Source organism: Leucobacter sp. 1207-22 (genome assembly GCF_052850455.1).
In genome coordinates, this window is the sequence record NZ_VXCR01000002.1 from 426,713 (window position 1) to 441,117 (window position 14,405).

The 14,405-nt window shown below is 61.9% G+C and carries 14 protein-coding genes; 2 read left to right on the forward strand and 12 right to left on the reverse strand.

Annotated elements, in window-relative coordinates:
• Positions 1-45: 45 nt before the first annotated feature.
• From FW756_RS05195 to FW756_RS05240, 10 genes are all read right to left on the reverse strand, one after another.
• The gene (locus FW756_RS05195; RefSeq protein ID WP_446429096.1) at positions 46-1,065 is read right to left on the reverse strand and encodes an Fpg/Nei family DNA glycosylase; all 1,020 of its coding nucleotides are present in this window, start codon (positions 1,063-1,065) and stop codon (positions 46-48) included.
• Positions 1,066-1,785: a ribonuclease III gene (rnc, locus tag FW756_RS05200; protein ID WP_446429097.1), complete on the reverse strand. Its 720-nt coding sequence runs from the start codon at positions 1,783-1,785 to the stop codon at positions 1,066-1,068.
• Between the two features lie 67 nt (positions 1,786-1,852).
• The gene (rpmF, locus tag FW756_RS05205) at positions 1,853-2,056 is read right to left on the reverse strand and encodes a 50S ribosomal protein L32 (protein WP_188034009.1); all 204 of its coding nucleotides are present in this window, start codon (positions 2,054-2,056) and stop codon (positions 1,853-1,855) included.
• Positions 2,057-2,071: 15 nt separating this feature from the next.
• On the reverse strand, positions 2,072-2,641 hold the full coding sequence (locus tag FW756_RS05210; RefSeq protein ID WP_446429098.1) for a YceD family protein: 570 nt from the start codon (positions 2,639-2,641) through the stop codon (positions 2,072-2,074).
• Positions 2,641-3,135: a pantetheine-phosphate adenylyltransferase gene (gene coaD, locus FW756_RS05215; protein WP_446429099.1), complete on the reverse strand. Its 495-nt coding sequence runs from the start codon at positions 3,133-3,135 to the stop codon at positions 2,641-2,643. The genes FW756_RS05210 and coaD overlap by 1 nt, the downstream gene beginning before the upstream one ends.
• Positions 3,136-3,173: 38 nt before the next feature.
• Complete coding sequence (locus FW756_RS05220; protein ID WP_446429100.1) at positions 3,174-3,866, reverse strand: response regulator; 693 nt, start codon at positions 3,864-3,866, stop codon at positions 3,174-3,176.
• 63 nt (positions 3,867-3,929) lie between these two features.
• A complete protein-coding gene (locus FW756_RS05225) occupies positions 3,930-5,300 on the reverse strand; it encodes a sensor histidine kinase (protein ID WP_446429101.1) in 1,371 nt (456 codons plus the stop codon).
• Positions 5,301-5,322: 22 nt separating this feature from the next.
• Positions 5,323-6,222, reverse strand: a complete 900-nt coding sequence (locus FW756_RS05230) for an ABC transporter permease (protein WP_446429102.1) — start codon at positions 6,220-6,222, stop codon at positions 5,323-5,325.
• Positions 6,223-6,250: 28 nt separating this feature from the next.
• Positions 6,251-7,168 (reverse strand): ABC transporter ATP-binding protein, encoded by a 918-nt coding sequence (locus tag FW756_RS05235; RefSeq protein WP_446429103.1) that lies wholly within the window; start codon positions 7,166-7,168, stop codon positions 6,251-6,253.
• A gap of 156 nt (positions 7,169-7,324) precedes the next feature.
• The gene (locus FW756_RS05240; protein WP_446429104.1) at positions 7,325-9,514 is read right to left on the reverse strand and encodes an ATP-dependent DNA helicase RecG; all 2,190 of its coding nucleotides are present in this window, start codon (positions 9,512-9,514) and stop codon (positions 7,325-7,327) included.
• Positions 9,515-9,633: 119 nt separating this feature from the next.
• On the opposite strand from FW756_RS05240, the gene FW756_RS05245 reads away from it, so the two are divergent.
• Positions 9,634-10,437, forward strand: a complete 804-nt coding sequence (locus FW756_RS05245; protein ID WP_446429105.1) for a tyrosine-protein phosphatase — start codon at positions 9,634-9,636, stop codon at positions 10,435-10,437.
• Between the two features lie 14 nt (positions 10,438-10,451).
• A complete protein-coding gene (gene rsmD / locus FW756_RS05250) occupies positions 10,452-11,108 on the forward strand; it encodes a 16S rRNA (guanine(966)-N(2))-methyltransferase RsmD (RefSeq protein ID WP_446429106.1) in 657 nt (218 codons plus the stop codon).
• A 425-nt stretch (positions 11,109-11,533) separates the two neighbouring features.
• Here rsmD and FW756_RS05255 read toward each other — a convergent pair whose 3' ends face one another.
• Together FW756_RS05255 and gabT are read right to left on the reverse strand one after the other, a co-directional pair.
• Positions 11,534-13,000 (reverse strand): NAD-dependent succinate-semialdehyde dehydrogenase, encoded by a 1,467-nt coding sequence (locus FW756_RS05255; protein WP_446429107.1) that lies wholly within the window; start codon positions 12,998-13,000, stop codon positions 11,534-11,536.
• A gap of 31 nt (positions 13,001-13,031) precedes the next feature.
• A complete protein-coding gene (gene gabT / locus FW756_RS05260; RefSeq protein ID WP_446429108.1) occupies positions 13,032-14,375 on the reverse strand; it encodes a 4-aminobutyrate--2-oxoglutarate transaminase in 1,344 nt (447 codons plus the stop codon).
• Positions 14,376-14,405 lie beyond the last annotated feature (30 nt).

Consider the following 14,405-nt stretch of genomic DNA (forward strand, 5'->3'; position numbering starts at 1 on the left):
CGGATCGATTCACCCGCGATCATGGGTAGGCTCTCGCGCCTCGACTCATCGCTGGCGCTGGCACTTCGGGCAGAAGTGACTTGACCGTCCACCGAACGGGATCCGAGAGATCTCGGCCCCGCACCGCGGGCACGCTTCTCCCCCACGCCCGTAAGCGTTCAGCGAGTGCGCAAAGTACCCGGCCTGCCCATTCACGTTGACGTACTGCTCGTCAAAACTCGTGCCACCTTCGCTCAGCGCCTGACCGAGCACCTCGCGCACGTGCCCGAGCAACTCACGTACCTTGCGCGGGCCAACCGCACGCCCAGGAGTTTCGGGGTGCAGGCGCGCACGCCACAGCGCCTCATCAGCGTAGATGTTGCCGATTCCGCTCACCAGCGACTGATCGAGCAGCAGCGCCTTCACACCCGTACCGCGCGACCGTAAACGTTCAGCCCATCGGGCATCGTTAAACTCGGGGTCAAGCGGATCACGCGCAATGTGCGATGCCTGCGCAGGGATGAGTGCCGGCGCAACGCCCGCTCCACCTGCGCTCGCTTCCCCTGCCCCGCGCAGCAGACCGTTCCCAACAAAACCACCAGGAGCGCCATCGTCAGTTGCGACGAGCTCGTCAAGGGCGAGCGACCCGAAGAGGCGCTGATCCGCGAAATCAAGTCGCAGCTCACCATGCTCGGGGTTGTCGATCCAGATGCGGATCCGCACGTGCCGATCATCGGCCGCCTCGTGCGCACGCAGCAGCATCTGCCCACTCATTCCGAGGTGCGCAAGCAGCGCGAGGTGGGTTGCCTCACCGGCGCTCACGACCGGGATCCACATGAACTTTCCGCGTCGTGCGGGGGCACCGAGCACGACGCCGGTGAGCCTGCGCTCAAAGTCGGCGGCGCGGATCGCAGCGGCCTCTGAAGTGAGCGTCACTCCGTGCCCGCCGCGTCCGTCATCCCCAACGATGGGCACGTGGCGCTTGAGCGCACGCCCATCGAGCACTTCAACACCGACGACGCGAGCGCCGTCCACGGCGGGCGCAAGCCCGGCGCGGACGACCTCAACCTCGGGAAGTTCAGGCAACTAGCGGCGCTTTCGCTGTGCCGCTCGCGCCTGCAGCTGCTCGACCGCATCGCGGGCAGCAGCGAGCTCGGCTGTCTTCTTGCTGGTGCCCTCACCGCGACCGCGGACATTCCCGACGATCACGCGCGAAACAAAGCGGCGGTCATGATCGGGACCGGCGCCCATCGTTTCGTAGGTGGGATGCAGTTCACCGCGCTTCGCGGCTTCCTGCTGCAGCACAGTCTTCGGATCAAGCGTCTTGGTGAAACGCTTGCGGTCTGCAAAGAGCGGCGCAACAAGGTCAAGTACGAACGTGTTCGCAATCGCAGGTGTTGTCGAGAGGAAAACCGCGCCGATCACGGCCTCTACCGTGTCAGCAAGGATCGAGTCCTTGTCTCGGCCGCCACTCTTCGCCTCGCCCTTACCCAGGCGAAGCGACTCGCCAAGGCTCAAACCGCGCGCAATCTCAGCGAGTGCAACCGTTGACACCAGAGCCGACCGACGCTTCGCCAACTCGCCTTCTGGCAGGTTGGGGTAGTCGTTGTACAGCTTCACTGTCACCGCTTGCCCAAGAATGGAATCACCGAGGAATTCAAGTCGCTCATTGTGCGGAGCGTGATTGTGCTCAAACGCCCATGAACGATGTGTCAGTGCAAGTTCTAGCAGCCCGGGGTCTACGTCAACGCCAAATGGACGGAGAAAGCCGCCGAACTCACTCTGAGAGGAGTCCGACGGCTTCACACCTTCTGCGTGAGACGCAGTCTTCGCGTTCCCCGGGACCGAATGTTCGTTCCCGTTCACGTGAGACTTAGGCGTCTGCGACCTTGCGGCCCTTGTACTCGAGGAACAGAGCGTTGCCCTGTGCGTCCTCAACTACGCGTGCGCGGTGGGGCAGGCTGTACACGGTACGGCCATTCTCAACGGTCTTTACCAGCTTGGGCGCAACAGCCTTCCACGCCGAACGGCGGTGGCGGGTGTTAGAGCGCGACATCTTCCGCTTGGGAACAGCCATGATGTTCTCTTTTCCTTAGTCAGATTCAGGTAAACCCGAACCATTTGATTCTGCAGCTTCGACGGGCTCAGTCACGGTTTCTGCGAAACCGGCCAGAGCTGCCCAGCGCGGATCTACGATCCCGCCGTGCGATCCTTCAGCCTCTACATCGCGCAACTCACCAGACTCGGGATCGAGTCCCGGGCAGTCGGGGCGACACACAGGCTGAAACGGCAGTGCAAGCACTACCGCGTCTCGAAGCGTCGGTTCGAGATCTACATGATCTCCTTGAACCAAGCTCTCTTCGGCCTCACTGGGAGTATACGCGAAAAGCTCCTGGATTTCGACATGAAACGGCGTGGCGAACGTCTCTAGGCAGCGTCCGCACTCTGCATCCATCGTCGTATCGACGTCAGCGGTCACGAGTACACCTTCGTGCACCGACTCAAGTTTGAGGTCAATGTGCACCTCGGTACCCTCGCGCACCTGTGCAAGCGCTTCACCGAAAGTTTCGGGTGCAATGATGCTGAGCTCACGCTCACGCATCTCGCCCGGGCGGCCCATCAGGTCGCGTACCTCAATAAGGTATGGGTTCTTCTGCGGCATTATGCAAGCCTCGCCTTCTCAAGGAACCGCGATACCGGCGCAGGCACATAGCCGCTGACGTCGCCGCCAAGCTCAGCTACCTGACGCACCAGTGTGCTCGAAACATGCGCGTGCCCAGGATCGGGCAGCATGAAGATCGTCTCGACGCCCGCGAGGCTGCGGTTCATCAGCACCATCGGGGTTTCGTATGCGACATCAATCTGCGAACGGATGCCCTTGACGAGCACAGATGCGCCAACCTCGGTGCAGTAATCGACGAGCAGCCCAACCGACCATGAAGCGACGATGATGTTGTCTGGCATGCCAGGAGTTTCAACAAGCGACTTCTTGATGAGGTTCACTCGTTCAGCGATTGGCAGCATCGCTGCCTTGCTCGGGTTATGTACGACAAGGACGTGCACCTCATCGAACAGTTCGGCACTCCGACGGATCACGTCGAGGTGGCCGAGAGTGATCGGATCGAACGATCCGGGTACCACTGCAATCTTGTTCATACCTAAGAGCATATGACGCCGTGCATCACCCGTGCTGATTACAGGCCGTGATCTCGCGCGAAAATCACCGCTTGCACACGGTCGCGAAGCTCGAGTTTTGCGAGGATCCGCCCAACGTGCGTCTTCACGGTCGACTCCGAGAGAAACAGGTCGGCACCAATTTCTGCGTTGTTCTTACCCGTTGAGATGAGCGCAAGCACATCGCGTTCCCGGTCAGTGAGTACCTCAAGCGCTGCGCTGTCGGGTGCGGCGGCCCCGTTGTCACTCAGAAGCGCGCCACCGCCCCCGCTCTGCATCTGTTCGAGCATGCGACGAGTAACCGCCGGCGCCATCGCTGCATCACCAGATGCCACGCGACGGATCGCGTCAACGAGCTCGGTCGGGCGAGCGTCTTTCAGCAGGAATCCGCTTGCACCCGCATGAATAGCGCCAATGGCGTATTCGTCGAGGTCGAACGTGGTGAGCACGAGTACGCGCGTGTCAGGGAACTCCTGCACGATCCGCTCGGTCGCTTCAATTCCGTTCATTCCGGGCATGCGTACGTCCATGAGGACGACGTCGCACGCTCGCCCCTCACCACTCAACCGAGCGAGGGCTGCAAGCGCATCGCGACCGTCAGATGCCTCGCCGACGACGGAGATTCCTGCCTCGGCCATGAGTACCAAGCTGAAACCGGTGCGGATCAACTCTTGATCGTCGACCAACAGAACGTTGATGGAGTTTTCGGTCACGGGGTCACCTTCCAAGTATTCACGATCATGCACAGCGTGCGGCCGTTGTGCCCAGTATGCATGTTAGGCGCTTACGCCTGTGGTCTTTGCGCCAGAGTCAGCCGGAATTTCTGCACGCACGAGCCAGCCCCGGCCATCAGGTGCCCGACCAGCGTCAAGGGTTCCGCCGAACATGCGCGTACGCTCTCGCAGGCCTTCGAGACCACGCCCAGAGCCGAGTCCAGTGACGGGCGGCTGCGTGCCGACTGCGCCAAGATCTCGCACCGTGACGGTGGTGCGGCTCTGGCCGTGCTCGATCCGCACATCGACCTGAGCACCGGTGCCTGCGTATCGCAGCACGTTGGTGAGCGATTCTTGCACGATACGGTAGATCGCGAGCCCCTGGCCTCGGTCGCCGCTCTCAGATCCTTCGGTCGAGAGTCTGATGCGTAGCCCCGCATCTGTGAAGTCGCGGATCAGCCCAGGCAAATCGCTGAGTCCTGGCATCGGCGCAAGATCAGCCTGGTTCCCGTCTGGTGTGATTGCACCAAGCAGCCTACGCATCTCAGCGAGCGCGGTGCGTCCCGTTTCAGCGCTGCGTTGCATCGCGTTCGCAGCGGCCTCTGGTGAGGCTTCGACCGCGCGCGAGGCCCCCTCTGAGAGTGCGATCATGACCGACACCGAGTGCGCCACAATGTCATGCATTTCACGGGCGATGCGCGAGCGTTCCTCAGCGACGGCGAGCTGTGCGAGCTGTTCCCGCTCGCGAGCGAGCTGGTGCGCACGATCGACGACCGCTTCGACGTAGCGGCGTCGGTTGCCAATGTTAATTCCGGCAAGCAAGACAGCGAGCATCCAGGCACCAGTGAGCAGCACGAGGGTGATGAATTCTCCGAGGCTCTTGTGGCTCGGGCCAATAGCTACTGCGAGCGACCCAGACGCTGCACCAGGCACGGGGGTCACCCAATACTGAATGATCGTTCCGAGCATCACGATGCCGTACCCGACCCATCCCGCTCGGGCGCTGCGATGCACCGGCACCGCGTACAGCAGGAAGACTAGGGCGATGCCCGTCGCGAGTGACTGGATTCCATGATCGCCAAAGCTCGCGATGACACCTGCGGCGAGCGCGATGAGTGGGTACTTGCGGCGCAGCATGAGTGCTGCGGAGATGACGCCGATGCGGAGGATTGCGAAGGGCCACCATGGCCAGGCGAGATACCCGGGGATTGGTTGGAGGTCGGTGAGTTCGCCGGTGATGGGGTCGTTGACGAAGCTTGCTGAAGCCCAGTCGAGTCCGATGCCCATGAGGCAGCCGATGATGAACCAGACAACGATGAAGATGTCGACGGCTACTGGGTGTGCGGCGAGCGCCCGCCGGATGATTCCTGGCGGGCGCGGCAGCTGGACCTCGACGGTGCTGAGCGAGGTGTACGGCTGGGGTGGTGTGGTCACATTCTCACCTTAGTGAGTTGTCTCATCGTGCGTCACGGGCATTGAACGTGATTGCGGCAGGAATGGTGACTGCGGCGACCCATCCGATCATGCAGGCGAGCGCTTTCCCGTATCCGAAGGCTTCGGGGTTCTCGGTGACGTCTTGTACGCCGCTGGTCAGGGTGCTGCCGAGCTGGTCAGGCAGGTAGCCCATGACAGTTGGGAGCCAGTCCCAGTGAATGAACTGCACCATGATCATCATGGCAATGGGGAGCACGAACATGATGCCGAGTACGACGACGATGCCACCTGCGGTCGAGCGAAGCAGCGCCGCAACACCGTAGGCGAATGCGGTGATGAGCGTGAGGAAGAGGACGGCACCCAGTGCGCCAGTGAGTACTGGCGCGGTGAAGAGGTGTGCCCCTGCGTCGGGGATTGCAAGCACGGCAACGGCAAGGGAGACGACCGTGAGGATGAGACCCATCACGAACGAGAGTGCTGCGGCAACGATCCCCTTGGCGACGAACACTGGTGTGCGACTTGGCACGGCGATGAGCGTCGAGAGGATCATGCCGCTGGAGTACTCTGACCCGATGGCGAATACCCCGAGTGCGCCGAAGATGAGCGCCATGAAGGGTGCCGAGAAGGTGGAGACCATGAGCAGGTATCCCTGGAGGCTTGCGGCGTCCGATCCGAAGTACCCTCCGGTCCCGTAGTCGAAGCTCGCAGCGATTGATACGAGCGAGTTGAGCGCGATACCACCGACGACAGCAAGGAGGACGATGATGCGGACGCTCCGCAGGGAGCTGAGCTTGATCCACTCTGCGCGGAGCACTCCCCCAAAGCTGAGCTTGGGTGCGCGCGTGAGTCCCTTTGCGGGAATACCTACTGGGCGCGATACCTGGCGGGATGACACCGGAGCGGTGTGCGTTGTCGTATTCATGACTGCGATGCTGCTTTCGTTTCCGGTGTTACGCGGTGGTGTATTCGAGTGAGTCGCGGGTAAGCGCGAGGTACGCGTCTTCGAGGGACGAGGCGACCGGCGTGAGTTCGTGCAGCTCAATCGCCGCTGCCGCCGCAAGGCCACCGATCTCGGCTGCGCTGACGCCTGAGACGCTGAAGCGATCCGCGCCAAGAGACTCGATCTTCGGTACCCCGTGTGATGGGTGCCGGTCGAGGATCACTGCTGCGAGTCGTGAGGCATCTGGGCTACAGACCGTGACGAGGCCGCCGTCTGCCGAGGCGACGAGGTCACTCATTGGGGAATCTGCAATGACCTTGCCCTTACCGAGCACGATCACGTGATCGGCGGTCTGCGCCATCTCACTCATGAGGTGACTCGACAGCAGGACCGTTCGCCCCTCTGCGGCGAGCTGCCTGAGGAGGTGTCGCACCCACAGCACGCCATCCGGGTCGAGTCCGTTCACCGGCTCATCGAGAATGACGGTGTGCGGGTCCCCCAGGAGGGCAGCCGCAATACCGAGGCGCTGTCCCATACCGAGCGAGAAACCACCCACTCGTTTGTTCGCGACCGCGGTGAGTCCCGCTTGCTCGAGCACTGCGTCGACTCGAGTGCCAGAGATTCCGTGCGTTGCGGCGAGCGCGCGCAGGTGACTGCGTGCGGATCGACCCGGGTGCACACCCTTTGCGTCGAGGAGCGCTCCCACCTCTGCGAGCGGTGCTGGTGAATGCGTGAAGTTCTTGCGCGCAATCGTGACGGTGCCCGCGCTTGGCCGGTCGAGGCCGAGCATGAGACGCATGGATGTCGACTTCCCTGCACCGTTCGGGCCGAGGAAGCCGGTCACCTGGCCTGGGCGAATATCGAAGCTCACGTCTTCGAGTGCGGTCTTGCTGCCGTATCGCTTGGTTAGGCCTCGTGCCTCGATCATCGGTTGTCCTTTCGCTGGTGTGCGTAAGGTCAACGGTATTTTCGAACGGTAGGTGCGCGGATCCCCCTGCGGGGTTCTCCCTGTCGTACCTGGGTGCCGAAGTCGACTAGCACCCAGGTATCAGTCAGCGTTCGTTCATGCCACTGTCAGCGCCGATCACGACTTTGCGAGGTTCTCAAGTCTGCCGCTCTCGCCGTACTGCGCGAGTCTCGCGGCAAGAATCGGGTGTGCAGACAGCGTAGGGTCTGCGGTGAGCAAGGCTTCTGCCACATCACGCGCGTGAGCGATGATGTCGCCGTCCTTCGTCACGCGCAAAAGCTTCAGCGTTGACCCGTTGCCAGACTGCACAGTGCCGAGGATGTCACCCTCTCGTCGCAGTTCGAGGTCGATTTCTGCGAGCACGAACCCATCGCTCGTGGCCGCAACCGCTTCAATGCGTTCGCGGGCCTTCGTGCCCTGCTCAGCAGCGGTCATAAGCAGGCACAGGCCGGGATGCTCACCACGCCCAACGCGGCCTCGCAGCTGGTGCAGCTGCGAGACGCCAAAGCGATCCGCGTCCCGCACGATCATGATCGAAGCGTTCGGCACATTGACGCCGACTTCGATGACGGTGGTTGCGACAAGAATGTGGGTGCGTCCACTGGCGAACTCCCCCATCACGCGGTCTTTCTCATCACTTGGCATCGCGCCAGTGAGCGCGTCAATCTGCATCCCAGCAAACTGCGGCATGGACCGCAGCCAAGCAATCGTCTCCATGACGTTCGCCATGGGTTTTGCGGCTTTCCCGTCTTCTGCATCATCGGGCGAGGCCGCGTCTGGGTCTTCAGCTTTGCCGCCTGGTTCGATCGCGGGACACACGACATACACTTGACGACCGGCAGCAATGTCCTCCGCGGATCGAGCCCACACCCGCGCCGCCCGTCGCGGCATCTCAAGCTCGGGCACCACGAACGTTTCGATGCCCTGTCGGCCAGGCGGCAGCTCTCGGATCGTCAACGTCTCGAGGTCTCCAAACGCGGTGAGCGCGATCGTGCGTGGAATCGGCGTCGCCGTCATCGCAAGCACGTGCGGCTGCGCGCCCTTCTGTCGCAGGGTCTCGCGCTGCTCCACACCGAAGCGGTGCTGCTCGTCAACAACGATGAGCCCCAGATCGTAGAACGACACCGTGTCGCTCAGGAGCGCGTGCGTGCCGACGGCGATCCGCGCCGTGCCAGAAGCAAGCGAAAGCAACGCGCGCTTGCGCTCTGCAGCTGGCATTTTTCCGGTAAGCAATACCGGGTTGAGCTGTGCCGTCAAGTTTGGCCCGAGCGCTTCAACAATCGAACGGAAATGCTGACCCGCAAGCACTTCCGTCGGGGCGAGCATCGCGCTCTGCCCACCATCTTCGGCGACCTGCAGCATTGCGCGCAAAGCCACGAGCGTCTTACCTGAACCAACCTCGCCCTGGAGCAGGCGGTGCATCGGACGTTCAGAATCCATCTCTGAGCGGATCACCTGGCCCACGGCAAGCTGATCACCGGTGAGTGTAAACGGCAGTGCGTCATCAAAGGTGTCGAGCAATCCACCGCTCACCGCAGCGCGCGCACGGCTCTCTGCAATCTGCATGCGCATACGTCGGGCAAGCAATGCGAGCTGCAAATCGAACGCCTCACGGAACCGGAGGCTCTGCTGAGCACGCTGCCAGTCTGAGTCACGCTGTGGCCGGTGGATCAGTTCGAACGCTTGGCCCAGCGGCAGAATTCCCTCAGCGCGTTGCACTTCGGTCGGCAGCGGATCCTCAATTGCGCCAAGCGCGTCAAGCACGAGCTCAACGGAGCTCTGAATCGTCCAGGTCGGCATCTGTGCCGTCGCCGGATAGATCGGCACAGGAGTCTCAGACCACGCCTTCGCCGCCGCCTCATCAAGCAGCTCTGCACCTGGCGCATCATCAGGGTCATCGAACAACTGGTAGTCAGGATGCTGCAACTGCAAACGCCCTTGGTACGCGTTCACCTTGCCTGCGAACGTCCCGCGCACACCAGGCTTCAGTTTTTCTGCCTGCCACTTCTGGTTAAAGAAGGTGAGCGCGAGTGTGCCAACCCCATCGGTGATCCGCACTTCGGTAAGCACCCCGTTACGACGCTGCATGCGCCGTTCACGCACATCGAGTACCTGCGCAACAACGGCGACCTGTTCGCCGATGGGCAACGAATTCAGCGGCGTGAGCTCACCGCGCTTCGAATACCTGCGGGGTACATGATCCAGCAGGTCTCGTGCTGTGCGGATCGCGAACGCCTTCTCAAGTGCTTTAGCTGTGCGCGCGCCAACCACGTCTGCGATGCCGGAATCGAGCGTGACGGAAACCATACACCCAGGCTACGCGGTCGAACCGACAGGAGATTGACAGCATGCCGCACACCACCGAATCAAGACCGTTCGTTAGACTCGCAGTACAAGGGTAAGCACAATTCAGACAAGGATGTCCTATGAGCCAGCTTTCTCCACGCACCATCGCACTCCCCACCGCGCCGAATATGCGCACGCTTGGCGGCCTTGAAGTTGCCGGAGGGCGGATCCGCGACGGCGTCATCTACCGATCCGCGACACTCGCATACCTGTCAGACTGCGATGGTGAACACTTCCGCGATCTTGGCATCAAGCTGGTGTTCGATCTGCGCACCAGCGGCGAGAGCGACGCACAGCCGGACCGGCTGCCCGAAGGCATCGATCTCGTCAACCTCGATGTACTCGCAGACAGCCCACTCGATCTCGCGGCGAGCATGGCCATGCTCGACAAGGATCCCGCCGCGACCAACGCCATGCTGGCGACCGGCAAGGCCATCTCGATGCTTGAGCACTCATACAGCGACTTCGTCTCGCAGCCATCAGCACGCTGGGCTTACCGTACATTCTTTGAGACTCTCTCCGACGAAAACGAGCAGCGGCCGGCGCTGTTCCACTGCACCACTGGCAAGGACCGAACCGGTTGGGCTGCGGCGGCGCTCCTCTTACTCCTCGGTGCCGACGCTGACACAGTCCGTGCCGACTATCTGCAGACGAACACCGATCTTCTCCCCTCCCTGGCGCCAATGATTGAACAGGCAACCGCCGCAGGCATTGACGCAGACCTGTTGGTTCCGTTGCTGTCGGTGCAAGAGAGCTTCCTCGACACGGCGCTCGCAGAGGTGACGAAGCAGTATGGGTCGATGCAGGGGTACTTCACCGAAGGACTCGGGCTCAGCGAATCCCGCATCGGCGCACTGCGGGAACGGTTCGTGACCACGAACTGAAATACACTGGTGGGGTGACCAGAATCATCTCGGGAGCAGCTGGCTCCCTCACCCTCGACGTCCCAAAGTCGGGCACTCGCCCCACCAGTGATCGCGTGCGTGAGGCGCTCTTCTCGAGCCTCGAATCCTGGAACATGCTCGAGGGCGTCAGCGTACTCGACCTGTACGCGGGTTCTGGCGCACTGGGTTTTGAGGCCGTGAGTCGCGGTGCCACCGAGCTGGATCTCGTTGAAAAGCACGGGCCAGCCGCGCAGATCGTCGCGCGAAATGCCGCAAAGGTGCAATCGTCATTGCGCGGATCCGCCCCACGTATCGACGTGCATCGCCAGGCCGCAGCGACATACTTGGCCGGTTGCCGAGAGGTTCCGCTCTGGGACGTGGTGTTCATCGACCCGCCCTACGACCTCGGCGAAAACGAACTCATCGCAGACCTCAAGGCCGTCGCCCCGCGCCTGCGCCAGCAGGGACTCATCATGGTGGAGCGGTCGAGCCGCTCTCCCGAACCGGCCTGGCCTGCTGGTCTCGTGCTGTTCAAGAAGAAGTCTTATGGCGAAACTGCCATTTGGTGGGCAGAGGCCGTTGAAGGTGATGCTGAAGCCTTTGATGGTGCTGAGGAAGCCGTTGAAGATACTGCGGCGCACATCGAAGGCGCTGCAGAAGCCGCTAACTAAGGCATAGCCGCGGCAGTCACCGTCGAAACCCCGCCGCGACGACGAAATGTCTGGCTCACACGGCGAGAACGCTCTTTCTCTGGTCTCACTCGCGCGAGCGCAGCCACTTCTGTGGGCTTACCCCCGCGAGAACAGCCATTTCGGTGAGCTCACCCCGCGAGCAGCCATTTCGGTGAGCTCACCCCGCGAGAACGACCTTTTCTCCCGAAACGGCCCCTTTCTGACGCATGAAAGGGGCCGTTTCGCAGGGAACACACGTTTTCGAGGTACTGGCCTCAACCGCAGCCGAACAGTGCAAGCCCGAGCACCGTGCACGAGCACCGTACACGAGCACCGTACCTGCCCGCCACCGCTGCGCCCAACAGCAAACGGGCGGCCCCGCACCGATGACTCGATGCAAGACCGCCCGTTCACGAGGCGAAGAATTAACGCGGGATGAGCGTGTACTTCGTTGCGAGGAACTCGTGGATGCCCTCGAAGCCACCCTCACGGCCGACGCCCGACTGCTTCATGCCGCCGAAGGGAGCAGCAGCGTTCGAGACGAGGCCAGTGTTGAGGCCCATCATGCCGCTCTGCAGCTTCTCGATCATGCGCTGACCACGAGCAAGGTTCTCGGTGAACACGTAGCTCACGAGGCCGTACTCGGTGTTGTTCGCGATCTCAACAGCTTCGTCCTCGGTGGAGAAGCGGATGATGCCGAGAACCGGGCCGAAGATCTCTTCGCGCATGATTGCCGACTGCTTGCTGAGCTTGTCGATCACGGTGGGCTGGAAGAAGTTGCCAGCACCCTCGATGATCTCGCCGCCTGCAACAACGGTTGCACCGGTGTCGACTGCGTCTGCAACGAGGCGAGCGGTGTTTGCCACTGCCTTGCCGTCGACGAGTGCGCCGATGTCGTTGCCCTCGTCAGCACCACGTCCGATCGAGAACTTGTTCACGCGCTCTGCGATCTTCGCTGCGAACTCGTCGGCAACCGACTCGTGCACGATGATGCGGTTAGCTGCGGTGCAAGCCTGACCGATGTTGCGGAACTTCGCGAGCATGGCGCCCTCGACTGCTGCATCGATGTCTGCGTCTTCGAACACGACGAAGGGAGCGTTGCCGCCGAGCTCCATCGAGGTACGGAGAACGTTCTGCGCAGCTGCTTCGAGAAGCTTCACGCCAACCGGGGTCGAGCCGGTGAACGAGAGCTTACGGAGGCGGCTGTCGCTGAGCAGTGCGCTCGACTGAGCGCTCGACTTGCTCGTCTGAACAACGTTGACGACACCTGCGGGCACGCCAGCCTCTTCGAGCAGCTGCACGAAGAAGATGGTGGTGAGCGGGGTGAGCGCTGCAGGCTTCACAACAACGGTGCAACCAGCTGCAAGTGCCGGCGCGATCTTACGCGTAGCCATTGCGAGCGGGAAGTTCCAAGGAGTGATGAAGTAGCAGGGGCCCACGGGCTGGTGCGAGACAACAATGTTGCCGGTGCCCTCAGGGTTCGGACGGTAGTCGCCGCGCACGCGCACTGCTTCTTCCGAGAACCAGCGAAGGAACTCGCCGCCGTAGTTGACCTCACCGCGTGCCTCGGCGATGGGCTTGCCCATCTCCATCGACATCAGGAGTGCAAAGTCTTCCTTGCGCTCCATGAGAAGGTCGAATGCACGACGAAGGATGTTCGAACGCTCACGGGTCGAGGTTGCTGCCCATGCGTCCTGAGCAGCAACTGCAGCGTCAAGCGCGCGTACTGCATCATCAACGGTTGCGTCAGCAATGGTCTTGATGACGTCACCGGTTGCGGGGTCGTGCACGTCGAAGGTCGCGCCCGAGGACGATGCCTCGAACTTGCCACCGATTGCGAGACCCGAAGAAACTCGATCGAGCAGTTCCTGCTCGTTAGGCTTCAAAGCCATAAGAATGACCTACTTTCCTGTTGGGAAAAAGTTAGTTTGCCTTGATCGCGTCAACGACGACCTGGAGGCCCTCGCGAAGCAGCGCGTCAGAGATGGTGAGCGAAGGCAGGAAGCGGATGACGTTGCCGTAAGTACCGCAGGTAAGCGCGAGAACGCCCTGGTCAGCTGCAACCTGTGCAACCTTGTTGGTGAGTGCCGAGTTAGCCTTCTTCGAGCCCGACTCAACGAGCTCAACAGCCATCATTGCGCCACGGCCGCGGATCTCGCCGATGCGATCGTCCGACTTCTGGAGCTCTGAGAAGACCTCGGTGATGGTCGCCTCAATGCGCTGTGCTGCGCTGAGGAGATCGTCCTCGAGGTAGGTCTCGATGGTTGCGAGAGCTGCTGCACAAGCAACGGGGCTACCGGTGTAGGTGCCACCGAGGCCGCCTGCGTGCGACGAGTCCATGATCTCGGCGCGGCCGGTCACTGCCGACAGCGGGAGGCCGCCTGCGATGCCCTTTGCGGTGGTGATCATGTCGGGGACAACGCCCTCGAAGTTCGCAGCGAACATCTGGCCGGTACGTGCGAAGCCGGTCTGCACCTCATCAAGGATGAAGACAACCTTGTTTGCGGTTGCCCACTCCTGGATTGCGGGGAGGAAGCCCTCTGCGGGAGCGATGAAGCCACCCTCGCCCTGGATGGGCTCGATGATGATCGCAGCGAGGTTGTTTGCGCCAACCTGCTTCTCGATCTGGCTGATTGCCTGTGCTGCAGCCTCTGCACCGCTCAGGCCGTCACGGAACGGGTACGAAGCCGGTACGCGGTAGAGCTCGGGAGCGAAGGGGCCGTAGCCTTCCTTGTAAGGCATGTTCTTTGCGGTCATGCCCATGGTGAGGTTGGTGCGACCGTGGTAAGCGTGGTCGAAGACGACAACGCCGTTCTTACGGGTGTAGTGACGAGCGATCTTGATCGCGTTCTCTACTGCCTCAGCGCCCGAGTTGAAGAGCGCCGAGCGCTTCTCGTGGTCGCCGGGGGTGAGCTCGTTGAGCTTCTCAGCAACTGCGATGTAGCCCTCGTACGGGGTAACGGTGAAGCAGGTGTGGGTGAACTGAGCAACCTGCTCCTGAACAGCCTTCACGACGCGGGGTGCCGAGTTACCAACGCCGGTAACTGCGATGCCCGAGCCGAGGTCGATGAGCGAGTTGCCGTCGACGTCAACGAGGACGCCGTCGCCGCCTGCTACGACCGAGATGGGGAGAGCCGCGCCAACGCCCGCTGCAACAGCAGCGTTCTTGCGAGCGATGATTTCCTGCGACTTGGGGCCAGGAATGCTGGTGACGAGCTTGCGCTCCTGGGGCAGCGAGGGGCCGCCGATGACGGTTGCGTCAGACATGTTTGAAGTGCCTCCATGTGTCAGTGGTAA

What these genes read in the sequence shown, in the direction of transcription:
- rpmF (WP_188034009.1), bottom strand. Translation starts at nt 2,056, where the DNA reads ATGGCTGTTCCCAAGCGGAAGATGTCGCGCTCTAACACCCGCCACCGC.
- FW756_RS05210 (WP_446429098.1), bottom strand. Translation starts at nt 2,641, where the DNA reads ATGCCGCAGAAGAACCCATACCTTATTGAGGTACGCGACCTGATGGGC.
- coaD (WP_446429099.1), bottom strand. Translation starts at nt 3,135, where the DNA reads ATGAACAAGATTGCAGTGGTACCCGGATCGTTCGATCCGATCACTCTC.
- FW756_RS05230 (WP_446429102.1), bottom strand. Translation starts at nt 6,222, where the DNA reads ATGAATACGACAACGCACACCGCTCCGGTGTCATCCCGCCAGGTATCG.
- FW756_RS05235 (WP_446429103.1), bottom strand. Translation starts at nt 7,168, where the DNA reads ATGATCGAGGCACGAGGCCTAACCAAGCGATACGGCAGCAAGACCGCA.
- FW756_RS05240 (WP_446429104.1), bottom strand. Translation starts at nt 9,514, where the DNA reads ATGGTTTCCGTCACGCTCGATTCCGGCATCGCAGACGTGGTTGGCGCG.
- FW756_RS05245 (WP_446429105.1), top strand. Translation starts at nt 9,634, where the DNA reads ATGAGCCAGCTTTCTCCACGCACCATCGCACTCCCCACCGCGCCGAAT.
- FW756_RS05255 (WP_446429107.1), bottom strand. Translation starts at nt 13,000, where the DNA reads ATGGCTTTGAAGCCTAACGAGCAGGAACTGCTCGATCGAGTTTCTTCG.
- gabT (WP_446429108.1), bottom strand. Translation starts at nt 14,375, where the DNA reads ATGTCTGACGCAACCGTCATCGGCGGCCCCTCGCTGCCCCAGGAGCGC.